The organism is Pandoraea pneumonica, from assembly GCF_902459645.1.
Classification (GTDB): Bacteria; Pseudomonadota; Gammaproteobacteria; order Burkholderiales; family Burkholderiaceae; genus Pandoraea; species Pandoraea pneumonica.
In genome coordinates this window covers 174,196-196,960 of record NZ_CABPSK010000007.1, presented here as the reverse complement: position 1 = coordinate 196,960, position 22,765 = coordinate 174,196, and the positions used below count along the sequence as shown (strand labels likewise).

Here is a 22,765-nt window from a genome sequence, read left to right as displayed (position 1 = left end):
GCTAGGATCGATCGCATCGACATCGACCCACATGGGAGGCACGTCATGATCGAAGCGGTTCTGCGCAGCTTGCGCCACATGTCTCACCCCTTGGCCGCCGTTCTTCCGCGCCTGAATGGTGGCGGATGCGGTATTCACTTTGACGGGGGAACCCTGCAGTTTGTTCGCCTGACCCGCGTCGCGGGCCCGGCAAAGCTGCGTCTCGACGCATACGGTGCGGCGGCGCTTGAGGACGATGTACTGCGCGGCGGGCTGCTGGCAAGGCCGGAAGCCGCGGCACGGCGGCTCGGGGAACTGCTGGATCGGGTCGGCACGAGTGCGGTGGGGCTGCGCGACGATACGGTGGTGCTGGCCTTGCCAGCGCATCTGCTGAAAACCCACGTGATCGACTACCCGCCGGATATGCCGGTGCGCGCCTTGCACGCCTGGTGTGAGCGGCACGCAGCACGCCTATTGCCGGGGGACGGCGGGCCGGGCCCACGCACCCGCGTCGGCGTGACGTGGGCTGAGCCGGGGAGCCATCGTTTGCGGTTATATGCCTGCGAGGCCGAACTCGTGGACGACCGCCTTGCCGCGCTGGAAATGGCGGGCCTGCGTGTGCACGCCGTCGACGTGGCGCATGCCGCCGGGCGTCGAGCCTTTCAGTGGGCGTGGCCCGCAGCGGGCGACTCCGGTCTGCGAAATTCATGCGATCCATCTGAGGCGAGGGACAAGAGGGGCGCGTCACCGATCGCGTTGCTCCAGGTCAGCGACCACGATCTCGATCTGGCGGTATTTGACGCGCATCGCTGCGTGGCCGACGTGCGCGAGCGTTTCGATGGCGTGAACGGTAGTCCCGACGCCTTGGCGAGTGTGGTGCGCGAATGGCTTGGCCGACTGCCGGTCGTGGCAGGCTCGTTGCATGTGGCGACGCAAGGGGCAACGCCGGGGGTGTTGGCTGCGATATGCGATGCGCTCGCGTTGGCTTGCAGTATTCCTGCGCAGCCGTTTGATCCGCTCAGACGATTCGATGCCGCCGAGGGACCAGCCAATCAACAAGTGCGCTTCGCTGAGCGCACGTCACTTGCCGTGGCTTGCGGTTTGGCGTTGCGCGCCATGTCGATGCAGGGGGTCTCATGGCAGTGATGCCCAAGCTTCCCCTCGTCGATTTGCTGCCTACGCTCGCGCAGCGCCGTCAGCGGGATTTTCGCCGCCAGTGGCGGGTGTGGGCGGGACTCGCGCTAGCCGGTGTGTCGTTGACGCTGGTCCCGATCGTTTGGGATTTGCATCTGCGTCGTGGCGCGAAAACGCAGTTGTTGACCCTGCGCGAGGCGCGCCAACGTTTGGATGCGAAGGTTGTGTCGTTCGACGTCGCACAACGGGCGTTGGCGCGTATGAGGGCTCACCGTCAGGCGGCGCTTGCGCTGGTGGCCCGACGGCAAGATGTCGCTGGCCATCTACTCGACGTGATCCGCGCATGTGCGGATGGCGTACGTCTGGCGGACGTCAAACTCGATGGCCATCAGTGGCATGTCGACGGTTACGCGACAACGCAATCACGCGTGCGGGAATTGCAGAAGCGATTGCGCAGTTTGCCGTGGGTAAAGAAGGTCTCGGAGGTCGAATCAAGCCTGATACCCGAGGGCGTCGCTCACCAACTCGTGGGGGCCAATCCGCCATCGTCACTGCCAGCCATCCGACGGTTCGCCCTACGCGTCGAGGATCGGCCCGCCGCAGCCTCTGCGCTGACGGCCGACGAGATGTGGGATCAGGAGGAGCCACTCGATGACCAATGAGCGTCATTCGTCAGCCGATGTCCGCGACCTGTTGGCCGATCTGGTCGAGCGTTGGCATCGATGGACTTCGGTGTCACCGCTGGAGTGGCCTAGTTCTGTGCGCGCAGCGCTCGGCGCAGTTGCAGTGCTGATCGGCTTTACGTTGGCTTGGTCGATATGGTGGCTTGTTGGGCTGCCGGTCCGCATGTCGCTAAAACACGATACTGAGACGGCGCAAGCGGCGTTGGACCGTGCAGTGGTGCAAGCCAGCCGCTTGCCGCAGTTGAGTGCAACGCTACAAAGCGCCGAGGCTGAGACGGTCGCGTGGGAGCGCCTTCTGCCAATGGCTGCCGGGGGTGGACCAGAGGACAAGTGGCGGTCCGACTTGGAATCGCTCGTGGCCCGAGGTGGCATGGCGTTGGAGACGGCACGCCCCGGCGAGACGAGTTCGAAATCCGGTATTGAGACCGAGCGTGCAGAAATCCAAGTGAAGGGGGCTGTGGCCGATCTGATCGGCCTGCTCGCGGAGATTGATCGTGCGCCGCGTCATCTGACAATCGAGCGGATGCACTTGCAGGCGCCGGAAATGGGGGCGCCAGTGCCAAGCGGCGTGCAAGCAACGCTAAAGACGACGGTGACCGCGCATCGCTGGCAGCCCGCAGCCGTTCCAACAGTGGTAAGTGATTCGATGTCATTGCCTCGTTTGCCTGAGGCTGCGCCGCCGTGGCAAATGCCCGCGACTACGATCGATGTGTTTCGGGCATCGCTGTCGGGCCGTCCTGGGCCACCGGCCGTCGCGATGGCAGCGGCAGGTCAGCAACCGTTGGCCGTCGATCCGGCGGAGCCTATCGGCACGATGCGCGCCGGACGCCGGCGGGTCACGTTCAGGCGAACGGCCAATGCCTCGTCGATGGATTGGGATGGCCCGGCAAACCCTCCCGAGGCGCTCGCGCAAACGCCCGTTAGCGTGGCACTTCATGGCGTAGAAGCGGCCGTGGCCCTTCGGGCTTTCGCCCGTCTGACTGGGCGAAATCTGGTGGTGGGAGAACATGTTGGCGGCGCGCTTGAGGTCGAAATGGCCAACGTCTCGCCAGCGACGGCATTCGACGTACTAATACGGGCAGCCGGGTTGGGCGTGCGCTCCGTAGGGGGCGTGGATTGGGTGGCACCGAGAGCCGAGTTGCTTGCCGACGAGCAGACCCAACTGGAAGCGGCGTCCAAGCGCGAGACCCTGCTGCCGCTGGTCAGCCGGCGTTTCACGCTGAATTATCCGCGTGCGCTCGAATTGCGCGAGATCATCATCGGCGAAAAGGACAGAAAAACACAACGGCTGTTGTCATCGCGCGGCAGCCTAATCGCCGATCCCCGCACGAATCAACTGTTCGTCACTGACTTGCCGGAGCGGCTTGAGGCGCTGAGCGCGTTTATTGCACGCATCGATGTGCCGGTTCGACAGGTCTTGATCGAGGCACGTATCGTCGAAGCGGATGACAGGTTCAGCGAATCGCTGGGGGTGAGTCTCGCGGGCTACTACGCGCGCGCCAAAGGAAGCAAGGCGGCAACTGGCGCGAATGCGCATGAGGGCGGTGCGACACCCCGGCGCGGCGGCAACGCCGCGGGAGGCGAGCCGCCAGCCCCTGCCAATGCGGTGGGACGCGGTGCCGCCGACGTGATCGAGAGCGCTTTACCCGCCGCAGTCCTGGCCGGCGTGGCGCCGCCGAGTCTGGCCATCACGTTGTTTGGGCGCTCGGCAACGCGCTTTCTGCAACTGGAATTGTCGGCGCTGGAAACTAGCGGCCGAGGGCGAGTGGTGTCGCGGCCGAGGATCGTGACGGCGGACAAGGTCGAGGCGGTGATCGAGCAGGGGACCGAGTTGCCCTATCAGGCGCGTAGCAACCGCCGTAACGCATCGACGGTGCAATTTCGTAAGGCGACGCTGCGTCTGGAGGTGACGCCGCTGATTACCCCCGACGGTCAGGTCATTCTCGACGTAGATGTGCGCAAGGACAGTGTGGGACATGCCGTGGCGGATGGCTTTGCCGTGGACACCCGGCACGTTAAGACACAGGTGCAGGTCGAAAACGGCGGGACCGTGGCGATTGGGGGGATCTACCAGGAGGAGCGGCGTAATTCGCGCGCTCAGGTGCCTTGGCTAGGCGACGTGCCGTTGCTCGGGACGCTTTTCCGAAATCGGTCGGGAGAAGACCGGCGGACCGAGTTGCTGGTGTTCATCACCCCGAGCGTGGTACCGGAGACCGGCGGTGTGGACGCCGAGATGACACCCGCCAACCCTGCGCCAGCAAAGGGAAGCGCAGACGCGACGCCCATCGGCGAGGGGTTTCGGCGGCATTCGGTGCCCCCGGAGGCTAATCCTGACGTGCCGGTCAACGACCTGCCGGCAGGCCATCCGAGGCTGACGGCGGCGTCTTTGGAGGCGACGCGTTCCGCACGCCCGACGCATATCCCGGTATCATCAGGGATTGGAACCCAAATATCAGCGATTCATGCTGGAAAACGTAATACTTGTCGGATTGATGGGGGCGGGCAAGACCACGGTCGGACGCGCTGTCGCGCGACGTCTCGGACGGCAGTTCTATGACTCCGACCATGAGATCGAAGCGCGTACGGGCGTGCGCATCCCGGTTATCTTCGAGCACGAAGGCGAAGATGGCTTTCGCCAGCGCGAAGCGCATACCATCGACGAACTCACACAACGCAGCGGTATCGTTCTCGCCACCGGCGGGGGCGCGGTGCTGCGCGCGGAAAACCGCGAGCGCATCAAGTCGCGCGGCACGGTCGTTTATCTGCGCGCCACGCCGCACGACTTATGGCTGCGTACCCGTCGCGACAAGAACCGGCCGTTGCTGCAAACCGCAGACCCGCGTGCTCGTCTGGAGCAGTTGTTTCAGGAGCGCGACGCGTTGTATCGAGAGTGCGCGACATTTGTCATCGAAACCGGTCGGCCGAGCGTCAACGCGTTGGTCAACATGGTGCTCATGCAACTGGAAGTCGCCGGCATTGTGCCGAGCGGACCGCCCCACGAGCCGACCAACGACGAGGACGCTCATGCGCACGATGGCGGCGCTGGTGAGTTCGGCGCGGTGGGCACTGTTGGCGAGGACGGTGATGCGTCCGGTCACCCAGAGGGCGATGCCGAACACGGCCCAATGGGTGCGATGCAAGCCAGCGAACCCAGCGAATCCATCGAATCCAACGAATCCAACGAATCCAACGAATCTTTACCCGGCGATGCTGCGGACTCAGCCATGTCACAGACACGTGACGCGGTGACACGCTGATGTTGCCGAATACACGATAACGAGCCAATCCGCGGCATGATTACCCTCAAACTCGAACTGGGCGAACGCGCCTACCCCATCCACATCGGCACCGATCTGCTCTCGCAGGACGCCCTGTTCGCGCCGCACGTGCGCGGCACGCACGCGGTCATCGTGACGAACACGACTGTGGGGCCCTTGTACGCGGAGAAGGTCACTGCGACGCTTCAGCGCCTGGGTAAGAAGGTGGTGACGGTGGTGCTGCCGGATGGTGAGGTCTACAAAAACTGGCAGACGTTGAACCTGATTTTCGACGGCCTGCTGGGTGCGCAAGCCGACCGCAAGGCAACGCTTATCGCGCTGGGCGGTGGTGTCGTGGGTGACATGACGGGGTTTGCCGCTGCCTGCTACATGCGAGGTGTGCCGTTTGTGCAAGTGCCGACGACGCTGCTCGCGCAAGTCGATTCGTCGGTCGGCGGCAAGACGGGCATCAATCACCCGTTGGGCAAGAACATGATCGGCGCCTTCTGGCAGCCGAGCGCCGTGCTGGCCGATATCGACACCTTGTCGACGCTGCCGGAACGCGAACTCGCGGCGGGCATGGCCGAAGTCATCAAACACGGCGCCATTGCGGACGAAGCCTACTTCGACTGGATCGAAGCCAATATCGACGCACTCAATGCCCGGGATACGGCGGCGCTGACGTACGCAGTGCAACGCTCGTGCGAGATCAAGGCTGCCGTCGTGGCGAGTGACGAGCGCGAGCAAGGGCTGCGCGCCACGCTGAACTTCGGACATACCTTCGGGCATGCCATCGAAGCCGGATTGGGCTATGGCGAGTGGCTGCACGGCGAGGCCGTAGGTTGCGGCATGGTCATGGGTGCCGATCTTTCCGCGCGGTTGGGCTTCATCGACGCAGCGCTGGTGCCCCGCATCAAGGCGCTCGTGGCGGCGGCCAAGCTGCCCGTCGTTGGCCCGGATCTCGGCGACGATCGTTATATCGACCTGATGCGCGTCGATAAGAAGGCAGAAGGCGGCGATATCCGCTTCGTGCTGCTCAACCGGTTGGGCGAAGCGTTTATGACGCGTGTGCCCGAAGCTGAACTGCGCGCGACGTTGCGCGCCAACGTCTAAGCGAGGGGCTGGCGATGATCGATTACGAAGCGTCGCTTGCCCCATACGCGGCCCGTTCGTCGAATTCGCGCGGACGTCGGTTTGCCGAAACGGCATCGACGACGCGCAGCGAATTTCAGCGCGATCGTGACCGCATCATTCACTCAACGGCGTTTCGCCGGCTCGAGTACAAGACACAGGTCTTCGTGAACCACGAAGGCGACCTGTTCCGCACCCGCCTCACACACAGCCTCGAAGTCGCCCAGATCGGGCGCTCGATCGCTCGCAACCTCCGCGTCAATGAAGACCTGGTCGAAGCCATTGCGCTCGCCCATGACCTCGGGCATACGCCGTTTGGTCACGCTGGGCAGGATGCGCTTAACGCTTGCATGCGCGACTACGGTGGCTTCGAGCACAACCTGCAAAGCCTGATCGTCGTTGACGAACTCGAAGAGCACTACGGCGGATTTAATGGCCTGAACCTGTGCTTCGAGACGCGCGAAGGCATCCTCAAGCATTGCTCCCGCGCCAACGCACGAGATCTTGGCGAACTCGGTGAGCGGTTTCTTAAAGGGCGTCAGCCGGGCATCGAGGCGCAGATTGCGAATCTGGCCGACGAAATCGCGTACAACAATCACGACATCGACGATGGCGTGCGCTCGGGGCTGCTATCGCTTGAGCAACTCGACGCCGTGCCGCTCTGGAAGCGCTACTGTGCCGAGGCGTTACGCGAATGGCCCGAGATCACAGGGCGCCGGCTTGTGCATGAGACCACGCGGCGAATTATCAATGCGCTGATCGTCGATTTGATCGGCACCACGCGCCGCCGCGTAGCGGACGCCTCTCCCGCGTCGATGGACGATGTGCGCGGGGCCGGGCCGCTGGTTGCTTTCAGCGACGACATGCGAGAGCAGGCCGGCCAGCTCAAGCGTTTTCTGTTCGAGAACTTGTATCGGCACTACCTGGTGATGCGAATGGCCGCCAAGGCGCAGCGCATCGTGCAGGAGTTGTTCGAGGCGTTCCTCGCCGATCCACGGCTTCTGCCGCCGAACTATCGCCCGGAGAACGAGGCCGACCAGCCTCGCTGGATCGCACACTATGTGGCGGGCATGACAGACCGCTACGCGATCAAGGAATACCGTCGGCTCTTCACCATCGAGCCGACGCTGTAACTCCCCGTTTCCGCAGCACAAAACAACACAGCCGGTTACGCAAGACTGAAACCCATGAAGCCATGGGGTCAGTTCGCTTAACCGGCTGTTGCTTTTGGTGAGTCGTATGTCGACCCGCCGTGCTGGTTTTAATTTGCTACGGCCTTAACTACGGCCAGCGATAAAGCCGAGCACGAGGGCCACGGCGGCGACGGTCCCAAGCGTTTGCCAAGGGCGTTCGTGAACATAGCCGTCCGCTTCTTCCCAGACTTCATTGGCTCGGCGACGCAGATGGGCACGGGCGTCACCGAAGTCGCTGCGGGCTTCACGGAGCTTGTCGCCAATTTCCGCGCGCAGCGCTTCAATGTCGGAGGCTGATTTCGCGTTGGAGAGGGCGTGATCGAGATCGTCGAGCAAGTCGCGCACGCGCGCCGAGACGTCACCGCTGGCCAGACGTGCTGCTCGGGCCGTGCGGCGTCCCGCATAGCGGGCATCGTCCAGGCCGTTGTTCAGTGCAGATTCCGCTTTCGAGGCAATTCCCATTTCTGACTCCCTGATGGTGGTATTGAAATGCGACGTGTGCCATGTCCCTCGGGGACGGCTAACTTCACGCCGATGGAAACCTTGTGCGAGCGGCCATTATGGCGTGGCCGTTCGCGGGCGTACACCATGAGAGACAGCAGGGGAAAAGGGAAAGTTGCAGTAATTTCCCGGCGATGAATTGTGGTCACGATTACCAGGCTGAAAATGCGAAAACGCCGCATAAAGCGGCGTTTTCTTGAACATCTAAAGCATGTTGCGATGCGCTGAAGCGCCTCGCGGGCAAATCGATGTGACTTAGAAGCGATAGGCCAGCGACAGGAACGTGACCACCGGATTCAGCTTGACCTTGGCTTCGCTGGTCGTGGTGATCGGGCCGCGCGTCGTCGTCAGCTTGGCCGTCGTGCTCACCGGGATGTACGACACGGAGAAGGACAGGGTCCAGTGCTGATCCATGTTGTAGTTGATACCCGCGTTGAACACCGGCGCCCACGAGTTGGTCAGCTTGGCCGTGGTCGTGCCGCCCGGGCCGAGTGCCAGCGAGTTGCTGGCCAGTGCCTGGAAGCCGTCCGTCAGATCGATGTTCGAGTACCAGAAGTAGCTCGCACCGATACCCAGGAACGGACGCCACTTGTCGTCGGCTTGACCGAAGTAGTACTTCAGCAACAGCGCCGGGCTCCACTGCTTGGCCGAGGCCAGTGCGCCGTTGCCGGGCAGTTGCAGACGGCCGGTGCCGTAGAGATGGAATTTCGGCGGAACGCCGAACACACCTTCGACTGCGATGTTATCCGTGAAGAAATGCGCGAACGTGATGCCGAGCGTATCGGCGTCGGACACCTGCGCACCCGTGTTGCCGCCCAGCGCGGCGTTAAGGCCCGCGGCCAATCCCGGCACGCTCGAACCCGTCACATTCAACGGATCGCTTGAGACTTGCGGCGAGAGATGGAACCAGCCAAGGCTGACAACGTTATCACCCGCCTTCTGTGCGAATGCGGCCCCCGACGCCGTCAGCATGGCCACGGCAGCAATGGTCAAATGCTTCAACTTCATTTGATTCGTCTCCTGCTCAAGATTCTTTATTGTCGAGAATTTCGGTAAATGAAATTCAGGGCCATTATGCCGACCGTGGAAATTCACGGGTAGCAGGAGACTGGAGGTGTCGCTCTAAAGGTGTTGTTTCCACGCATCGACTCATGGAATGCCCTTAGAAAAAAGCGCTGGACGAAAGAAAAGCGTGCCTTTATACGTCAGGCACGCTTTAGGAAAAAACCTGTGGAGTCCGATATTACCGACGCAATTAGCGTCCCGCAGGTTGGGTTTAGAACTTGTAGCCGAGCGAGACGAAGGTCACAATCGGATTCAGTTTGATTTCCGCATCGGACGACGCGAGCACCGTGCCGTCTTGTGCCTTGATTTTGATGTTGGCGGTTGTCTTGAGCGGAATGTAGGAAACCGATGCGCTGGCGACCCAGTGCTTGGTGAAAGCGTATGAGAAGCCGGCGTTGAGTACCGGCTGCCACGACGCCGACGATTTGGCTTCTACACTCGTCGGACCGTTATGTCCGGAAGTAAAAGCGAGCACGCTGCCGAAGTTTTGATTCAGCGCCGATTCGAAATTCGGATTGAGGCTGACATTCGTAAAGAATGTATAGCTCACGCCGACTCCGAGAAAAGGGCGCCAGGTCGAATTGGCCTGACCGAAGTAATACTGAAACACCAGCGCCGGACTCCATTGTCGAACGCTTTGCACAATCGGGTTGTTTTGCGCCGCGCCGAGGTCGATACTCGTGAGCGCGCCAGCAAGACCCGGGGGTGCAATCACGCCCTCGCCGGTGAGCTTAAATTTGGCAGGGACGCCGGCAACGGTTTGCACCGCGATGTTGTCGGTGACGAAGTGGGTGAACACCAGCCCGAGCGTGTCGGCATTGCTGACCTTCGCGCCTGAGCCGGGCGAAGTGAAGCTTGCCGGTACGAGGGTTGGGGTGATGCCCTCTTGATTGGTGCTGGTGGTCATCGGCTTGCTAGAGTCTTGCGGCGCGATGTGGAACCACCCGAGGTTGACGACGTTGTCGCCGGCTTGTTGTGCTGTGGCGCTGGTGGACGCCAGAGATATGCCGATACCGAGCGCGCATAAGCACGCTGCGGACCGGTAGGTCCGAGTTGTCATTTGTCTATCCTCCCAAGATTATTTATTTATTTTTCGATGCATTATGCGCTAGCGGTCTCTCGGCGCAATCGTCGAATCTAGAGTTTTTGTACGAATCAAAGGGAATTGGCTAGATATCAGTATTTAAAGAGGTTTTCGGTGTCGAAACTTCCTCGCGAATCGTGATATCGAGCTTTAAAGCATTACATTTGAATTCGCATGGCCCGATTACCAAGACTCTTTATTCCCCGTCAGCCGCAGCATGTGATTCTGCGCGGCAACAACCGACAAGCCATCTTCGTGGACGACGAAGATCGGCGCGTATTTCACGACCGTCTGCGCGACGCCGCACGAGCGCATGGGTTGGCGATTCATGCGTGGTGCATGATGCCGAACCACCTGCATCTGGTCGCCACGCCCACGGACGAGCGAAGCCTGCCCGCCACGCTTCAGGCGGTGGGTCGCTACTACGTGTTGTATTTCAATCGGCGGCACCAGCGCACCGGCACCCTCTGGGAGGGTCGCTACCGTGCCACGGTGATCGAAGCCGAGCACTACCTGCTGCTCGCGAGCCGCTACGTCGAGCTCAACCCGGTACGCGCCGGGCTGGTCGACGCCCCGGGCAACTATGTGTGGTCGAGTTACAACCATCACGTGGGCCTGACCGTCGACAGCCTGGTGACCGATCATGCGTTGTACTGGGCACTGGGCAATACGCCGTTCGAGCGGCAGCGCGCCTACGCGGAGGGGTTCTCGATCCCGCTGCCGCCTTATGAAGTGGACGCATTGCGTACAGCGACACAGAAGGGCTGGCTCTTGGGTGGCCCTGAATATCAGGCGCGTATGTCGCTCGCCGCGAATCGCCGAGTGAGTCCACTCACGCGTGGCCGTCCACGTAAATCGGCATCCGACACCCTGTGAAGTCCTGCTAAACCCACCGCACGACGGACCCGCTCGGGTCCGTCAAACTTCCCCAACTGCTTGAAATTCAACAAAATTACGCCGCCCGGTATTTCAGTGAAATTAATCTGACCCCAATAAAAACAAGCCTGCTTTTGGTGCGGTTTTTAAATGGAATCTGACCCTATTAAAATATTTTGTCAATGTGAATTCCATAGCGTATATTCCAACTTCGGCCGATTGGTGCGATGCGCAAAACCGTGCGCACTGAGTCGGTATCTGTGGCGACACCCGAGAATGACCTTCGACGAGTGCGAGACCGCAGCCCTGGCCTGCCCGGCCAACCCCCACTTAACCCGGCCGACCGTGACGAGCATGCGCGCGGCGGCCTCGCCAAGAGACGGTGTAACTCGTGGAAAAGAAACAGCAACCGATTGCGACGGCAGCAGCGCTGCCGGGTGAGGCGTACGTGGCGCCGGCCGCACAGGGCATGTACGACCCGGCCAATGAGCACGATGCTTGCGGCGTCGGCTTCGTGGCCCATATCAAGGGCGTGAAGAGCCACGCTATCGTCGAGCAGGGTCTGAAGATCCTCGAGAACCTCGACCACCGGGGCGCCGTGGGTGCCGACCCGCTGATGGGCGACGGTGCCGGCATCCTGCTCCAGATTCCCGATCAGTTCTACCGCGAAGAGATGGCCCGTCAGGGCGTCACGCTGCCGCCGGCTGGCGAGTACGGCGTGGGCATGATCTTCCTGCCGAAGGAACACGCGTCGCGTCTCGCATGCGAACAAGAGCTCGAGCGCACCGTGAAGGCCGAAGGCCAGGTCGTGCTGGGCTGGCGCGATGTCGCGATCGACCGCGACATGCCGATGTCGCCGAACGTGAAGGCCACCGAGCCGGTGATCCGCCAGATCTTCATCGGGCGCGGTCAGGACATCATGGTGACCGACGCCCTCGAACGTAAGCTGTACGTCATTCGCAAGACCGCGAGCCACCGCATTCAAGCGCTCAAGCTCAAGCACGGCAAGGAATACTTCGTGCCGTCGATGTCGGCGCGCACCATCGTCTACAAGGGCCTGCTGCTGTGCGATCAGGTCGGCCGCTACTACCGCGACCTGGCCGATCCGCGCACCGTGTCCGCCCTCGCGCTCGTCCACCAACGTTTCTCGACCAACACGTTCCCGGCCTGGGAACTGGCGCACCCGTACCGCATGGTGGCGCACAACGGTGAAATCAACACCGTGAAGGGCAACGTGAACTGGATCAACGCCCGCACCGGCGCCATTTCGTCGGCCGTGCTCGGCAGCGATCTGCAAAAGCTGTGGCCGCTGATCTATCCGGGCCAGTCGGACACCGCATCGTTCGACAACTGCCTCGAAATGCTCACGATGGCCGGCTACCCGCTCGCCCACGCGATGATGATGATGATCCCGGAAGCCTGGGAACAGCACACGCTGATGGACGAGAACCGCCGCGCGTTCTACGAATACCACGCCGCAATGATGGAGCCGTGGGACGGCCCCGCCGCCATCGCGTTCACCGACGGCCGTCAGATCGGCGCGACGCTCGACCGTAACGGTCTGCGTCCGGCGCGCTATGTCATCACCGACGACGACATGGTCATTCTGGCTTCCGAGTCGGGCGTGCTGCCGATTCCCGAGTCGAAGATCGTCAAGAAGTGGCGCCTGCAACCGGGCAAGATGTTCCTGATCGACATGGAACAAGGCCGCATCATCGACGACAAGGAACTCAAGGACAACCTCGCCAACGCGAAGCCGTACAAGAGCTGGATCGATGCCGTGCGCATCAAGCTCGACGAGATCGAGCCGAAGGTGGAAGAGGCCGGTGTGCATCACGACACCGCCACGCCGCTCATCGATTTGCAGCAGGCCTTCGGTTACACGCAGGAAGAAGTGAAGCTGTTGATGACGCCGATGGCGATCAACGGTGAAGAAGCCGTGGGCTCGATGGGCAACGACAGCCCGCTCGCGGTCATGAGCAACAAGAACAAGACGCTCTATCACTACTTCCGCCAGCTGTTCGCGCAGGTGACGAACCCGCCGATCGACCCGATCCGTGAAAACATGGTGATGTCGCTGGTGTCGTTCATCGGTCCGAAGCCGAACCTGCTCGACACGAACAACATCAACCCGCCGATGCGTCTCGAAGTGTCGCAGCCGGTGCTGGACTTCAAGGAAATCTCGAAGATCCGCCACATCGACAAGTACACCGGCGGCAAATTCCGCTCGTACGAGTTGAACATTTGCTACCCGGTCGCCTGGGGCAAGGAAGGCATCGAAGCTCGCCTCGCCTCGCTGTGCGCCGAAGCCGTCGATGCGGTGAAGTCGGGCTACAACATCCTGATCGTCTCCGACCGTCTGACGAACCGCGAGCAAGTCGCTATGCCTGCGCTGCTCGCTACGTCGGCCGTGCATCAGCATCTGGTCGCACAAGGCCTGCGCACGAGCACGGGTCTGGTCGTGGAAACCGGCTCCGCGCGTGAAGTGCATCACTTCGCGCTGCTCGCCGGTTACGGTGCCGAAGCCGTGCACCCGTACCTCGCGATGGAAACCCTCGCGCAGATCGCCCGCAAGCAAGGCGGCGACCTGACGCCCGAGAAGGCCGTCAAGCACTTCGTCAAGGCTGTGGGCAAGGGCCTGCACAAGGTCATGTCGAAGATGGGCATCTCGACGTACATGTCGTACACGGGTGCGCAGATCTTCGAAGCGATCGGCCTGTCGCAAGAACTGGTCAAGAAGTACTTCCAAGGCACGGCGTCGAACGTCGGCGGTATCGGCATCTTCGAAGTGGCCGAGGAAGCGGTGCGTCTGCACCGTGAGGCGTTCGGCGACAACCCGGTGCTCTCAAACATGCTCGACGCCGGTGGCGAGTACGCGTTCCGCATTCGTGGCGAAGACCACATGTGGACGCCGGACGCGATCGCCAAGCTCCAGCACTCGACCCGTTCGAACTCGTACCAGACGTACAAGGAATACGCGAACCTCATCAACGACCAGAGCAAGCGCCACATGACGCTGCGCGGTCTGTTCGAGTTCCGCGTCGATCCGCAGCGCGCCATTCCGCTCGATCAAGTGGAATCGGCCAAGGACATCGTGAAGCGTTTCGCCACGGGCGCAATGTCGCTCGGTTCGATTTCGACCGAAGCGCACGCCACGCTGGCCGTCGCGATGAACCGTATCGGCGGCAAGTCGAACACGGGTGAGGGCGGTGAAGATCCGCGCCGTTATCGCAACGAGCTCAAGGGCATTCCGATCAAGAAGGGCGAGTCGCTCGCATCGATCGTCGGTCACGACGTCATCGAAGCCGACATCGAACTGCAAGACGGCGATTCGCTGCGCTCGCGCATCAAACAAGTGGCCTCGGGCCGCTTCGGTGTGACGGCCGACTACCTCGTCTCGGCCGATCAGATTCAGATCAAGATGGCGCAGGGCGCAAAGCCGGGTGAAGGCGGTCAATTGCCGGGTCACAAGGTGACCGAGTACATCGGCAAGCTGCGTTACTCGGTGCCGGGCGTGGGTCTGATTTCGCCGCCGCCGCACCATGACATTTACTCGATTGAAGATCTGGCGCAGCTCATTCACGATTTGAAGAACGTGAACGCCTCGTCGTCGATCTCGGTGAAGCTCGTGTCCGAAGTGGGTGTGGGCACGGTGGCTGCCGGTGTTGCCAAGGCCAAGGCCGATCACGTGGTGATCGCCGGTCATGATGGCGGCACGGGCGCTTCGCCGCTGTCGTCGGTGAAGTACGCTGGCTCGCCGTGGGAACTGGGCTTGGCCGAGACGCAGCAAACGCTGGTGCTCAACCGTCTGCGCGGCCGTATCCGCGTGCAGGCCGACGGTCAGATGAAGACCGGCCGCGACGTGGTGATCGGTGCGCTGCTCGGTGCCGATGAATTCGGCTTCGCGACGGCTCCGCTCGTCGTCGAGGGCTGCATCATGATGCGCAAGTGCCATCTGAATACGTGCCCGGTCGGTGTGGCAACGCAAGATCCGGTGCTGCGCAAGAAATTCCAAGGCAAGCCGGAACACGTCGTCAATTACTTCTTCTTCGTGGCCGAGGAAGTGCGCGAAATCATGGCGCAACTGGGCATCTCGAAGTTCGACGACCTGATTGGCCGCGCCGATCTGCTCAACACCAAGGCTGGCGTGGAGCACTGGAAGGCGAAGGGGCTCGATTTCTCGCGCATCTTCTACCTGCCGGAAGTCGAAGACACGGTGTCGCGTCTGCACGTCGAGTCGCAAGATCACGGCTTGGCACACGCCCTCGATCACGCACTGATCGAAAAAGCACTGCCGGCGCTGGACAAGGGCGAGCACGTCTCGTTCATCCAGCCGGTGCGCAACCGTAACCGCACGGTCGGCGCGATGCTCTCGGGTGAAGTCGCCAAGCGCTACGGTCACGACGGGTTGCCGGACGACACGATCCACGTGCAATTGAAGGGCACGGCAGGTCAGAGCTTCGGTGCGTTCCTCGCACGCGGTATCACGCTCGACCTCGTGGGCGACGGTAACGACTACGTGGGCAAGGGCTTGTCGGGCGGCCGCATCATCGTGCGTCCGACCAACGACTTCCGCGGCGATGCCGAGGACAACATCATCGTGGGTAACACCGTGATGATCGGCGCGATCGAAGGTGAAGCGTTCTTCAACGGCGTGGCCGGCGAGCGTTTCTGCGTGCGTAACTCGGGCGCGACGGCGGTTGTCGAAGGCACGGGCGATCACGGTTGCGAATACATGACCGGCGGCACGGTAGTCGTGCTGGGCGAGACCGGCCGCAACTTCGCGGCAGGGATGTCGGGTGGCGTGGCGTACATCTATGACGCCGACAACACCTTCGCCGCCAAGTGCAACACGGCGATGGTCGCACTCGATCCGGTGCTGCCGCACGGTGAGCAGGAGCGCACGGTGAGTCAGGGCCTGTGGCATCGCGGCCAGACCGACGAAGCGTTGTTGCGTGAGCTGATCGAGCGTCACTTCCAGTACACCGGTTCGACGCGCGCGAAGGCGTTGCTCGAAGACTGGGACAGCGCCCGCCGCAAGTTCGTGAAGGTGTTCCCGAGCGAATACAAGCGTGCCCTTGGCGAGATGGCCAAGGCAAACGACAAACAAGCACTGGCGGCCTGAAGCCGTTTGCGCGGTCACGTCACAGGGTGAGGGCCCTGTCGGCGTGCCGCGCGCGGGTGAGGCACGGTAACCACAAAACTTTCCGACTGAAGAAACATGGGCAAGGTCACAGGTTTTCTCGAATTCGAGCGCCAGAGCGAGTCGTACGAAGCACCGCTGGCACGGGTTAAGCATTACAAGGAGTTCGTGCTCGCGCTCTCCGACGATCAGGCAAAAGTTCAGGGCGCACGCTGCATGGATTGCGGCATCCCGTTCTGCAACAACGGTTGCCCGGTCAACAACATCATTCCTGACTTCAACGATCTGGTGTATCGCCAGGATTGGAAGTCGGCGATTGCTGTGTTGCACTCGACGAACAACTTCCCGGAATTCACGGGTCGTATTTGCCCGGCGCCGTGTGAAGCGGCGTGCACGCTGAACATCAACAGCGACGCCGTGGGCATCAAGTCGATCGAGCACGCGATCATCGACAAGGCATGGAGCGAAGGCTGGGTCGAGCCGCAACCGGCGAAGCACAAGACCGGTAAGACGGTCGCCGTGGTCGGTTCGGGCCCCGCAGGTTTGGCTGTGGCGCAACAACTGGCGCGCGCCGGTCACGACGTGACCGTGTTCGAAAAGAACGATCGCGTCGGTGGTCTGCTGCGTTATGGCATTCCCGACTTCAAGCTGGAGAAGTGGCTGATCGATCGCCGCATGCGTCAGATGGAAGCCGAGGGCGTGACTTTCCGCACCGGTGTGTACATCGGCAAGGATGCCCCGGACGCAACGATCAACAACTTCTCGAAAGAGACGATTTCGCCGGATCAACTGCAAGCGCAGTTCGACGCCGTGGTCATCGCCGGTGGTGCGGAGCAGCCGCGCGATTTGCCGGTGCCGGGCCGTGAGCTCGAAGGCGTGCATTACGCGATGGAGTTCCTGCCGCAGCAGAACAAGGTCAACGCGGGCGACAAGCTGGCGAACCAGATGCTGGCTACGGGCAAGAACGTGATCGTGATCGGTGGTGGCGACACGGGTTCGGATTGCGTGGGCACGTCGAACCGTCATGGCGCGAAGAGCGTGATGCAGTTCGAGCTGCTGCCGCAGCCGCCTGAGCAAGAAAACAAGCCGATGGTGTGGCCGTACTGGCCGACCAAGCTGCGCACGTCGTCGAGCCATGACGAAGGTTGCGAGCGTGACTGGTCGGTGGCGACGAAGCGCTTCGAAGGCAAGAACGGTAAGGTCGAAAAGCTGATCGCCGTGCGCCTCGAATGGAAGGACGGCAAGATGCAGGAAATCGCCGGTTCCGAGTTCGAGTTGAAGGCCGATCTGGTGTTGTTGGCGATGGGCTTCGTCTCGCCGGTGCAGACCGTGCTCGACGCGTTCGGCGTGGACAAGGATGCGCGCGGCAACGTGCGTGCCTCGACCGAAGGCGAGCGTGCTTACACGACGAATCTGCCGAAGGTGTTCGCGGCAGGTGACGTGCGTCGCGGTCAGTCGCTGGTGGTCTGGGCAATTCGCGAAGGCCGTCAGTGCGCCCGTGCAGTCGACGAGTTCCTGATGGGACATTCGGAACTGCCGCGCTAAGCGTTTTTGCCTGCCAAAACCACAAATACGGGGTGTAGTTGAGTTTGAGAGGAGGGGGCGCAGCCGTAGGCAGCTGCGTCGCTGTGGAGAAACCGTCCGGACGGCAACGTCCGGGCGGTTTTTTCTTGCCTGTTCGTCTTGCGTCGAAGCTGTCGGGTGCAACGCCCGCGGCGCGTGAAAATTCAGTAAATCTCTAAATATAAGATGTCATACAACAAGACATCTTTGCGACGCTGCAACATGTGGGAAATCCTTCCCAATATGTGCAAACTTCAATACTGGTAAGGCATATGGCTGGCCGATGCCTGCGCTGTCAAAACACTAGGGATTATCCGTAAACGCCCTAAAGAGGCATTGTCATCGTACATCGTCTCACGTAGGATGCCTCTCCATGCGAGCCATGCACTCGCAACAAAAAAATCCACAACAGAGAGACAACCATCATGGCACTGAAGATCAAAGGCCTGCGCTGGTGGATGATCGGACTGCTGACACTCGGCACGGTCATGAACTACCTCGCGCGCAGCTCGCTTGCCGTTGCCGCCCCCACGGTAATGAAGGATCTCCACATTACCACCCAGCAGTACGGCTGGATTACCGGCGCATTCCTTGTGCTGTACCCGATTGGCGCCCCGTTGACGGGCTATCTGATGGACCGCATCGGCCTGCGTCTGGGCTTCTTGTTGTGCGGTGTGGCGTGGTCGATCGTGTGCATGTTGCACGGTCTGGCAGATGGCTGGGTCGGTCTGTTCGTGCTGCGCGGTTTGCTGGGGTTGGCCGAAGCCTCGTTCATTCCGGCGGGCATGCGTGCGGCGGCGTTCTGGTTCCCGTCGAAAGAGCGCGCGTTCGCAGCGGGCATCTTCAACATCGGCACGTCCATCGGCGCGATTCTCGCGCCGCCGCTGATCGCCTGGTCCATCCTGCGTTACAACTGGGAAACCGCGTTCGTCATCGCTGGCGCGATGGGCTTGGTGTGGGGCGTGTTGTGGTTCGCGTTCTATCGTCACCCGACCGACCATCCGGCGCTCACGCAAGCCGAATCGGATTACATCAACGAAGGCAATGCCGTCGATGCCGCCGCCGATTCGCGCAAGCCGAATCTGCGCTCGATCCTGAGCCAACGCAATTTCTGGGGCATCGCACTGCCGCGTTTCTTCGCTGATCCGGTGTGGGGCACCATCGTGTTCTGGATGCCGCTGTATCTGAGTCAGGCGCGTGGTTTCGATTTGAAGACGATTGCGGCGACGGCGTGGTTGCCGTTCGTGGCGGCCGACGTCGGCTGTTTGATGGGCGGCACCATCTCCGTGTGGCTCAACAAGCATTTCAAGATCACCATCTTCAACGGCAAGCGCGTGGTGTTCACCATCGGCGCGTTCATCATGACGGCGATGTGCGGCGTGGGTTTCGTCAAAGATCCGATGATGGCGATCTTCCTGCTGTGCTTGGGCGGCTTTGCGCACCAGACGCTGTCCATCAGCGTGATTTCCATGTCGGCCGACCTGTTCCCGCGTAACGAAGTGGCGACAGTGACCGGCTTGGCAGGGCTGTCCGCCGGTATCGGCAACCTGCTGTTCACGCTGGTGATCGGCGCGTTCGTGACCGCGGTCGGTTATGCGCCGTTCTTCGTGGCATTGGGGCTGGGCGACTTGATTGGTGCAGTCATTCTGTGGACCGTGGTCAAGCCGCACATCACCGGCACGGCCACACCGGCACCGGCGCAGCGTATGGAGGTGGGGCGCACGGCAAATGCGTGAGCGGCACCGATAGTTTGATGGGCACTGCGCCGCACGCCTTGACGGGGGTGCGGCGCAGTGTCGATTTCGTTGTAGCGATGCGCCGACGAGTGAGTCGACGAAGGCATTGCGATCTACCGATGAACAAGGAGTGACATGAGCCAGACTTCCGGCAAACCCTTCCGCCGTCTGTTGCTGACCGGCGCGGCGGGCAATCTCGGCAAACAATTGCGCGGCAAGCTCGCCGAGTGGGCCGACATCGTTCGCGTGAGCGACATCGTGCCGGTGAGCGCCGACGCGCCGCATGAAGAAGCCATGCAAGTCGATCTCGCAGATCGCGCGGCGGTGCATGCGCTGCTCGAAGGCGTGGATGCGCTCGTGCATCTGGGCGGCATTTCCGTCGAAGCGCCGTTCGACGACATTCTGCAAGCCAATATTCTGGGCCTGTACAACGTGTATAGCGCGGCGCAAAAGCAGGGCGTGAAGCGCATCGTGTACGCGAGTTCCAATCATGCGGTGGGCTTTCACGAAGTCACCGAAGTGCTCGACACCGATGCGCCTCATCGTCCTGACGGCATGTATGGGTTGTCGAAATGTTTCGGTGAAGATCTGTCGCGCTACTACTACGACCGCTTCGGTCTCGAGACGGTGTGTCTGCGTATCGGCTCGTCGTTCGAGCAGCCGAAGAACCCGCGCATGATGATCACGTACCTGAGCTTTCGCGATCTGGCCGAATTGGTGCGTTGCTCGTTGTTCACCAACCGCGTGGGGCACGCCATCGTCTACGGCGTGTCGGATAACCCGACGCTGTGGGTCGACAACACGAAAGCCTCGTTCTTGGGCTACCGTCCGCAAGACAGTTCTGCCGAGTTCGCGGGCCTGTTCCCGGCGAAAGCGCCAGACCCGCAAATGGACGATTGGACGCAGCGTTATCAAGGCGGTCCGTTCGTGCTGATGGGGCCGATGGAGCCAAAGGCATGACAGTGTCGATCGAACGCATCGAGCCCAGCCAGCACGTCGAGCGGCTTGAGCCTTCGCGCGCTGCGCCGTATGCCGTTGGCGAGAGTCCGCTGTGGCGCGATGACGAGCAGGCGCTTTACTGGGTGGATATCCCGGCGAAACAGTTGCATCGGATGACGCCGGGCGATGGCGCGCATCGACAGTGGACCTTCCCCGAGCAGGTCGCGTGCTTCACGTTCGACGCCTCGGGCGCGTTGCTCGCTGGTGCTGAGACGGGCGTGTTCACGGCGCGTCTTGGGGCATCCGAAATCGTCGATGCCAGCGAGTTTCATCGCCTTGCGGCCCCGGCTTTCCCGGCATCGGGCATGCGTTTCAACGATGGACGAAGCGATCGGCAGGGCCGCTTCTGGGCGGGCACGATGGTGCAGGATATGTCGTTAGCGAGCGATGCCGGTGCGCTGTTCCGGTTCGATGCGAAGGGGCAACTCTCTGCGCCGCTGGTCGATCGGTTGGTGACGCAGAACGGTCTGGGTTTTTCGCCCGATGGCCGCACGATGTATTTGAGCGATTCGCATCCGACGCGGCGTCTCGTGTGGGCGTTCGACTTCGATATCGACAGTGGCGCGATCAGCGGGCGGCGCTTGTTCGTCGACATGAATCAGCATCCGGGGCGGCCCGATGGCGCAGCGGTCGATGCGGATGGGTGCTATTGGACGTGTGCGAACGACGGCAGCCGGTTGTTGCGTTTCACACCGGCGGGCGTGCTCGATCGGGAGATCGTTTTGCCGGTGTCCAAGCCGTCGATGTGCGCGTTTGGCGGACGGGAGTACGATACGCTTTTCGTCACGTCGATCCGCCCTGGGACGAATGCGAACGAGCATGATGGTCATGTGCTTGCCGTGCGATGCGGCGTGCAAGGATTGCCGGAAACGCCTTATGCAGGGGTATTGCAGGCGGGGCCGGTAGCGAGTGTGTAGGCGGGGGTCCAACGGTCGCGACGCCGCGCAAAAGCGGCGCGCACCGCGGTAGTGTTCCGGCGCCGCCGTCGTGGTTCAGGCGGTGGCACGGTGAGGCAACGGGATGTCGGCGGCGCGGTGGTTAGCGCTTTCGGCATCCCGTTTTGCCATTCAGGGCACAGAGCGTCGCGCCCGGCACGTGTGTTGCCGGGCGGCGCGTGATGCGTCAGTGCGTGAAGTCAGGCGTCGTGAGGGCTTTGCCGCGCGTCTCGGGCAGCAGCAGCGCGCAAACCACGACCAGCAGATAGCCGCCACCCGCCACCAGACCGATCGCCTTCACGAGCGAGCCGGTTTGGGCGAGCGTGCCCACGGCGATGGGGAAGAACGAGCCGATGCCGCGTCCGAGGTTGTAGCAAAAGCCTTGGCCCGAACCGCGAATATGGTTCGGATACAACTCCGTGAGATACGCGCCGATGCCCGCGAAAATGCCTTGCACCACAATGCCGAGCGGGAAGCCCAGCCACAGCATCGCGCTGTCGGTAATCGGCAGCATCGTGTAGACCATGCCGAGAACGAACGAGGCGATGGCGAAGAAGATGAACGCACCGCGGCGGCCGAGTTTGTCCGAGAGAATCGCGCCGACGATATATCCCACGAACGAGCCGACGATCAGCACGATCAGATAAGCGCTCGTATTGAACACCGACAGACCGCGCACCGTTTTCAGATACGTAGGCAGCCACGTCGTGATGGCGTAATAGCCACCGAGCATGCCCGAGCAAAGCAGGCTGCCGAGAATCGTCGTCTTCAAGTGTTCGGGGGAGAAGATCTGCGTGAAATTCCCTTGCAGCTTGCCCTCGGCGATCTTCTTGCGCGTTTGCGTAAAGATTTCGGGATCCGACACATTGCGGCGCACATACGTGATCCACACGGCGGGCAGAATGCCGATCCAGAAGCAGGCACGCCATGCCGTGCCTTCATCGAGCACAGCGAAGAAGAACCAGTAAAGCAGAGCGGCCGCAGCCCAGCCGACCGACCAACTGCTTTGCACTGTGCCAACCGCTTTTGCGCGGTGTTGAGGTGAGCGAATCATTTCGCCCATCATCATCGTGACCACCGTCCATTCCCCGCCGAAGCCGATGCCTTGCAACGTGCGCGTGATGAGCAGTTGCCAGAACGAGTTCGTGAAGCCCGAGAGGAACGTGAAGAGGCAGAACGTGGCGATCGTCCATTGCAGAACGCGCACGCGCCCATAGCGGTCCGCGAGAATGCCAGCGAGCCAGCCGCCGACGGCGGAGGAGATCAGCGAACTGGTCGCGATCATGCCAGCCTCGCCCTTCGTCATGCCCCATGCAGCGATGAGTGTGGGGATGAGAAACGAATAGATCATGAAGTCGAACGCGTCGACGGCGTAGCCGCCAAAGCCCGCATATAGGGCTTTGCGTTCCTTCGTGTTGAGTTCCTTGAACCAGGAAAAGAATGCCATGAAGACTCCTCGGTGAATCGTGTACTTGTCGTTATGTAT

General features: G+C 61.7%; 14 protein-coding genes and 2 pseudogenes. 12 read left to right on the top strand and 4 right to left on the bottom strand.

The window, feature by feature from the left end:
- Positions 1–45: 45 nt before the first annotated feature.
- The 6 genes and pseudogenes from PPN31114_RS25655 to PPN31114_RS25630 all read left to right on the top strand — a co-directional run.
- The gene (locus PPN31114_RS25655; RefSeq protein ID WP_174988485.1) at positions 46–1,125 is read left to right on the top strand and encodes a type IV pilus biogenesis protein PilM; all 1,080 of its coding nucleotides are present in this window, start codon (positions 46–48) and stop codon (positions 1,123–1,125) included.
- Positions 1,116–1,775 carry a PilN domain-containing protein gene (locus PPN31114_RS25650; protein WP_150682346.1) on the top strand — a complete coding sequence of 220 codons (660 nt, stop codon included), beginning with the start codon at positions 1,116–1,118 and terminating at the stop codon, positions 1,773–1,775. Before PPN31114_RS25655 ends, PPN31114_RS25650 begins: the two co-directional genes overlap by 10 nt.
- On the top strand, positions 1,765–4,353 hold the full coding sequence (gene pilQ, locus PPN31114_RS25645; RefSeq protein ID WP_150682345.1) for a type IV pilus secretin PilQ: 2,589 nt from the start codon (positions 1,765–1,767) through the stop codon (positions 4,351–4,353). Before PPN31114_RS25650 ends, pilQ begins: the two co-directional genes overlap by 11 nt.
- Positions 4,259–4,777: pseudogene (locus PPN31114_RS25640) on the top strand (shikimate kinase); the annotation flags it as partial. The gene pilQ and the pseudogene PPN31114_RS25640, both read left to right, overlap by 95 nt.
- Positions 4,778–5,089: 312 nt before the next feature.
- Positions 5,090–6,166 (top strand): 3-dehydroquinate synthase, encoded by a 1,077-nt coding sequence (gene aroB, locus PPN31114_RS25635; protein WP_150682344.1) that lies wholly within the window; start codon positions 5,090–5,092, stop codon positions 6,164–6,166.
- Positions 6,167–6,192: 26 nt separating this feature from the next.
- A pseudogene (locus tag PPN31114_RS25630) lies at positions 6,193–7,317 on the top strand (deoxyguanosinetriphosphate triphosphohydrolase); the annotation flags it as partial.
- Between the two features lie 144 nt (positions 7,318–7,461).
- Here the strand turns inward: PPN31114_RS25630 and PPN31114_RS25625 are convergent.
- The 3 genes from PPN31114_RS25625 to PPN31114_RS25615 all read right to left on the bottom strand — a co-directional run bounded on the left by PPN31114_RS25625 (position 7,462) and on the right by PPN31114_RS25615 (position 10,003).
- A complete protein-coding gene (locus tag PPN31114_RS25625; protein WP_150682342.1) occupies positions 7,462–7,839 on the bottom strand; it encodes an ElaB/YgaM/YqjD family protein in 378 nt (125 codons plus the stop codon).
- Positions 7,840–8,133: 294 nt separating this feature from the next.
- Positions 8,134–8,886: an OmpW/AlkL family protein gene (locus PPN31114_RS25620; RefSeq protein WP_150682341.1), complete on the bottom strand. Its 753-nt coding sequence runs from the start codon at positions 8,884–8,886 to the stop codon at positions 8,134–8,136.
- Positions 8,887–9,154: 268 nt separating this feature from the next.
- The gene (locus PPN31114_RS25615) at positions 9,155–10,003 is read right to left on the bottom strand and encodes an OmpW/AlkL family protein (RefSeq protein ID WP_150682340.1); all 849 of its coding nucleotides are present in this window, start codon (positions 10,001–10,003) and stop codon (positions 9,155–9,157) included.
- A 198-nt stretch (positions 10,004–10,201) separates the two neighbouring features.
- Here PPN31114_RS25615 and PPN31114_RS25610 point away from each other — a divergent pair, with 198 nt between their 5' ends.
- The 6 genes from PPN31114_RS25610 to PPN31114_RS25585 all read left to right on the top strand — a co-directional run bounded on the left by PPN31114_RS25610 (position 10,202) and on the right by PPN31114_RS25585 (position 21,261).
- Positions 10,202–10,903 carry a transposase gene (locus tag PPN31114_RS25610; protein ID WP_150682339.1) on the top strand — a complete coding sequence of 234 codons (702 nt, stop codon included), beginning with the start codon at positions 10,202–10,204 and terminating at the stop codon, positions 10,901–10,903.
- Positions 10,904–11,294: 391 nt separating this feature from the next.
- Positions 11,295–16,028 carry a glutamate synthase-related protein gene (locus PPN31114_RS25605; RefSeq protein WP_370865921.1) on the top strand — a complete coding sequence of 1,578 codons (4,734 nt, stop codon included), beginning with the start codon at positions 11,295–11,297 and terminating at the stop codon, positions 16,026–16,028.
- 96 nt (positions 16,029–16,124) lie between these two features.
- Positions 16,125–17,591: a glutamate synthase subunit beta gene (locus PPN31114_RS25600; protein ID WP_150682338.1), complete on the top strand. Its 1,467-nt coding sequence runs from the start codon at positions 16,125–16,127 to the stop codon at positions 17,589–17,591.
- Between the two features lie 443 nt (positions 17,592–18,034).
- The gene (locus PPN31114_RS25595) at positions 18,035–19,345 is read left to right on the top strand and encodes an MFS transporter (RefSeq protein WP_150682337.1); all 1,311 of its coding nucleotides are present in this window, start codon (positions 18,035–18,037) and stop codon (positions 19,343–19,345) included.
- A gap of 135 nt (positions 19,346–19,480) precedes the next feature.
- The gene (locus tag PPN31114_RS25590) at positions 19,481–20,305 is read left to right on the top strand and encodes an NAD-dependent epimerase/dehydratase family protein (protein WP_150682336.1); all 825 of its coding nucleotides are present in this window, start codon (positions 19,481–19,483) and stop codon (positions 20,303–20,305) included.
- Positions 20,302–21,261, top strand: coding sequence for an SMP-30/gluconolactonase/LRE family protein (locus PPN31114_RS25585; RefSeq protein ID WP_150682335.1), 960 nt, complete (start codon positions 20,302–20,304; stop codon positions 21,259–21,261). The genes PPN31114_RS25590 and PPN31114_RS25585 overlap by 4 nt, the downstream gene beginning before the upstream one ends.
- A 205-nt stretch (positions 21,262–21,466) precedes the next feature.
- Here PPN31114_RS25585 and PPN31114_RS25580 read toward each other — a convergent pair whose 3' ends face one another.
- Positions 21,467–22,726: an MFS transporter gene (locus PPN31114_RS25580; RefSeq protein ID WP_150682334.1), complete on the bottom strand. Its 1,260-nt coding sequence runs from the start codon at positions 22,724–22,726 to the stop codon at positions 21,467–21,469.
- Positions 22,727–22,765 lie beyond the last annotated feature (39 nt).

What these genes read in the sequence shown, in the direction of transcription:
- PPN31114_RS25620 (WP_150682341.1), bottom strand. Translation starts at nt 8,886, where the DNA reads ATGAAGTTGAAGCATTTGACCATTGCTGCCGTGGCCATGCTGACGGCG.
- PPN31114_RS25625 (WP_150682342.1), bottom strand. Translation starts at nt 7,839, where the DNA reads ATGGGAATTGCCTCGAAAGCGGAATCTGCACTGAACAACGGCCTGGAC.
- PPN31114_RS25585 (WP_150682335.1), top strand. Translation starts at nt 20,302, where the DNA reads ATGACAGTGTCGATCGAACGCATCGAGCCCAGCCAGCACGTCGAGCGG.
- PPN31114_RS25580 (WP_150682334.1), bottom strand. Translation starts at nt 22,726, where the DNA reads ATGGCATTCTTTTCCTGGTTCAAGGAACTCAACACGAAGGAACGCAAA.
- PPN31114_RS25655 (WP_174988485.1), top strand. Translation starts at nt 46, where the DNA reads ATGATCGAAGCGGTTCTGCGCAGCTTGCGCCACATGTCTCACCCCTTG.
- PPN31114_RS25610 (WP_150682339.1), top strand. Translation starts at nt 10,202, where the DNA reads ATGGCCCGATTACCAAGACTCTTTATTCCCCGTCAGCCGCAGCATGTG.
- PPN31114_RS25590 (WP_150682336.1), top strand. Translation starts at nt 19,481, where the DNA reads ATGAGCCAGACTTCCGGCAAACCCTTCCGCCGTCTGTTGCTGACCGGC.
- PPN31114_RS25595 (WP_150682337.1), top strand. Translation starts at nt 18,035, where the DNA reads ATGGCACTGAAGATCAAAGGCCTGCGCTGGTGGATGATCGGACTGCTG.
- aroB (WP_150682344.1), top strand. Translation starts at nt 5,090, where the DNA reads ATGATTACCCTCAAACTCGAACTGGGCGAACGCGCCTACCCCATCCAC.
- pilQ (WP_150682345.1), top strand. Translation starts at nt 1,765, where the DNA reads ATGACCAATGAGCGTCATTCGTCAGCCGATGTCCGCGACCTGTTGGCC.
- PPN31114_RS25600 (WP_150682338.1), top strand. Translation starts at nt 16,125, where the DNA reads ATGGGCAAGGTCACAGGTTTTCTCGAATTCGAGCGCCAGAGCGAGTCG.
- PPN31114_RS25650 (WP_150682346.1), top strand. Translation starts at nt 1,116, where the DNA reads ATGGCAGTGATGCCCAAGCTTCCCCTCGTCGATTTGCTGCCTACGCTC.
- PPN31114_RS25615 (WP_150682340.1), bottom strand. Translation starts at nt 10,003, where the DNA reads ATGACAACTCGGACCTACCGGTCCGCAGCGTGCTTATGCGCGCTCGGT.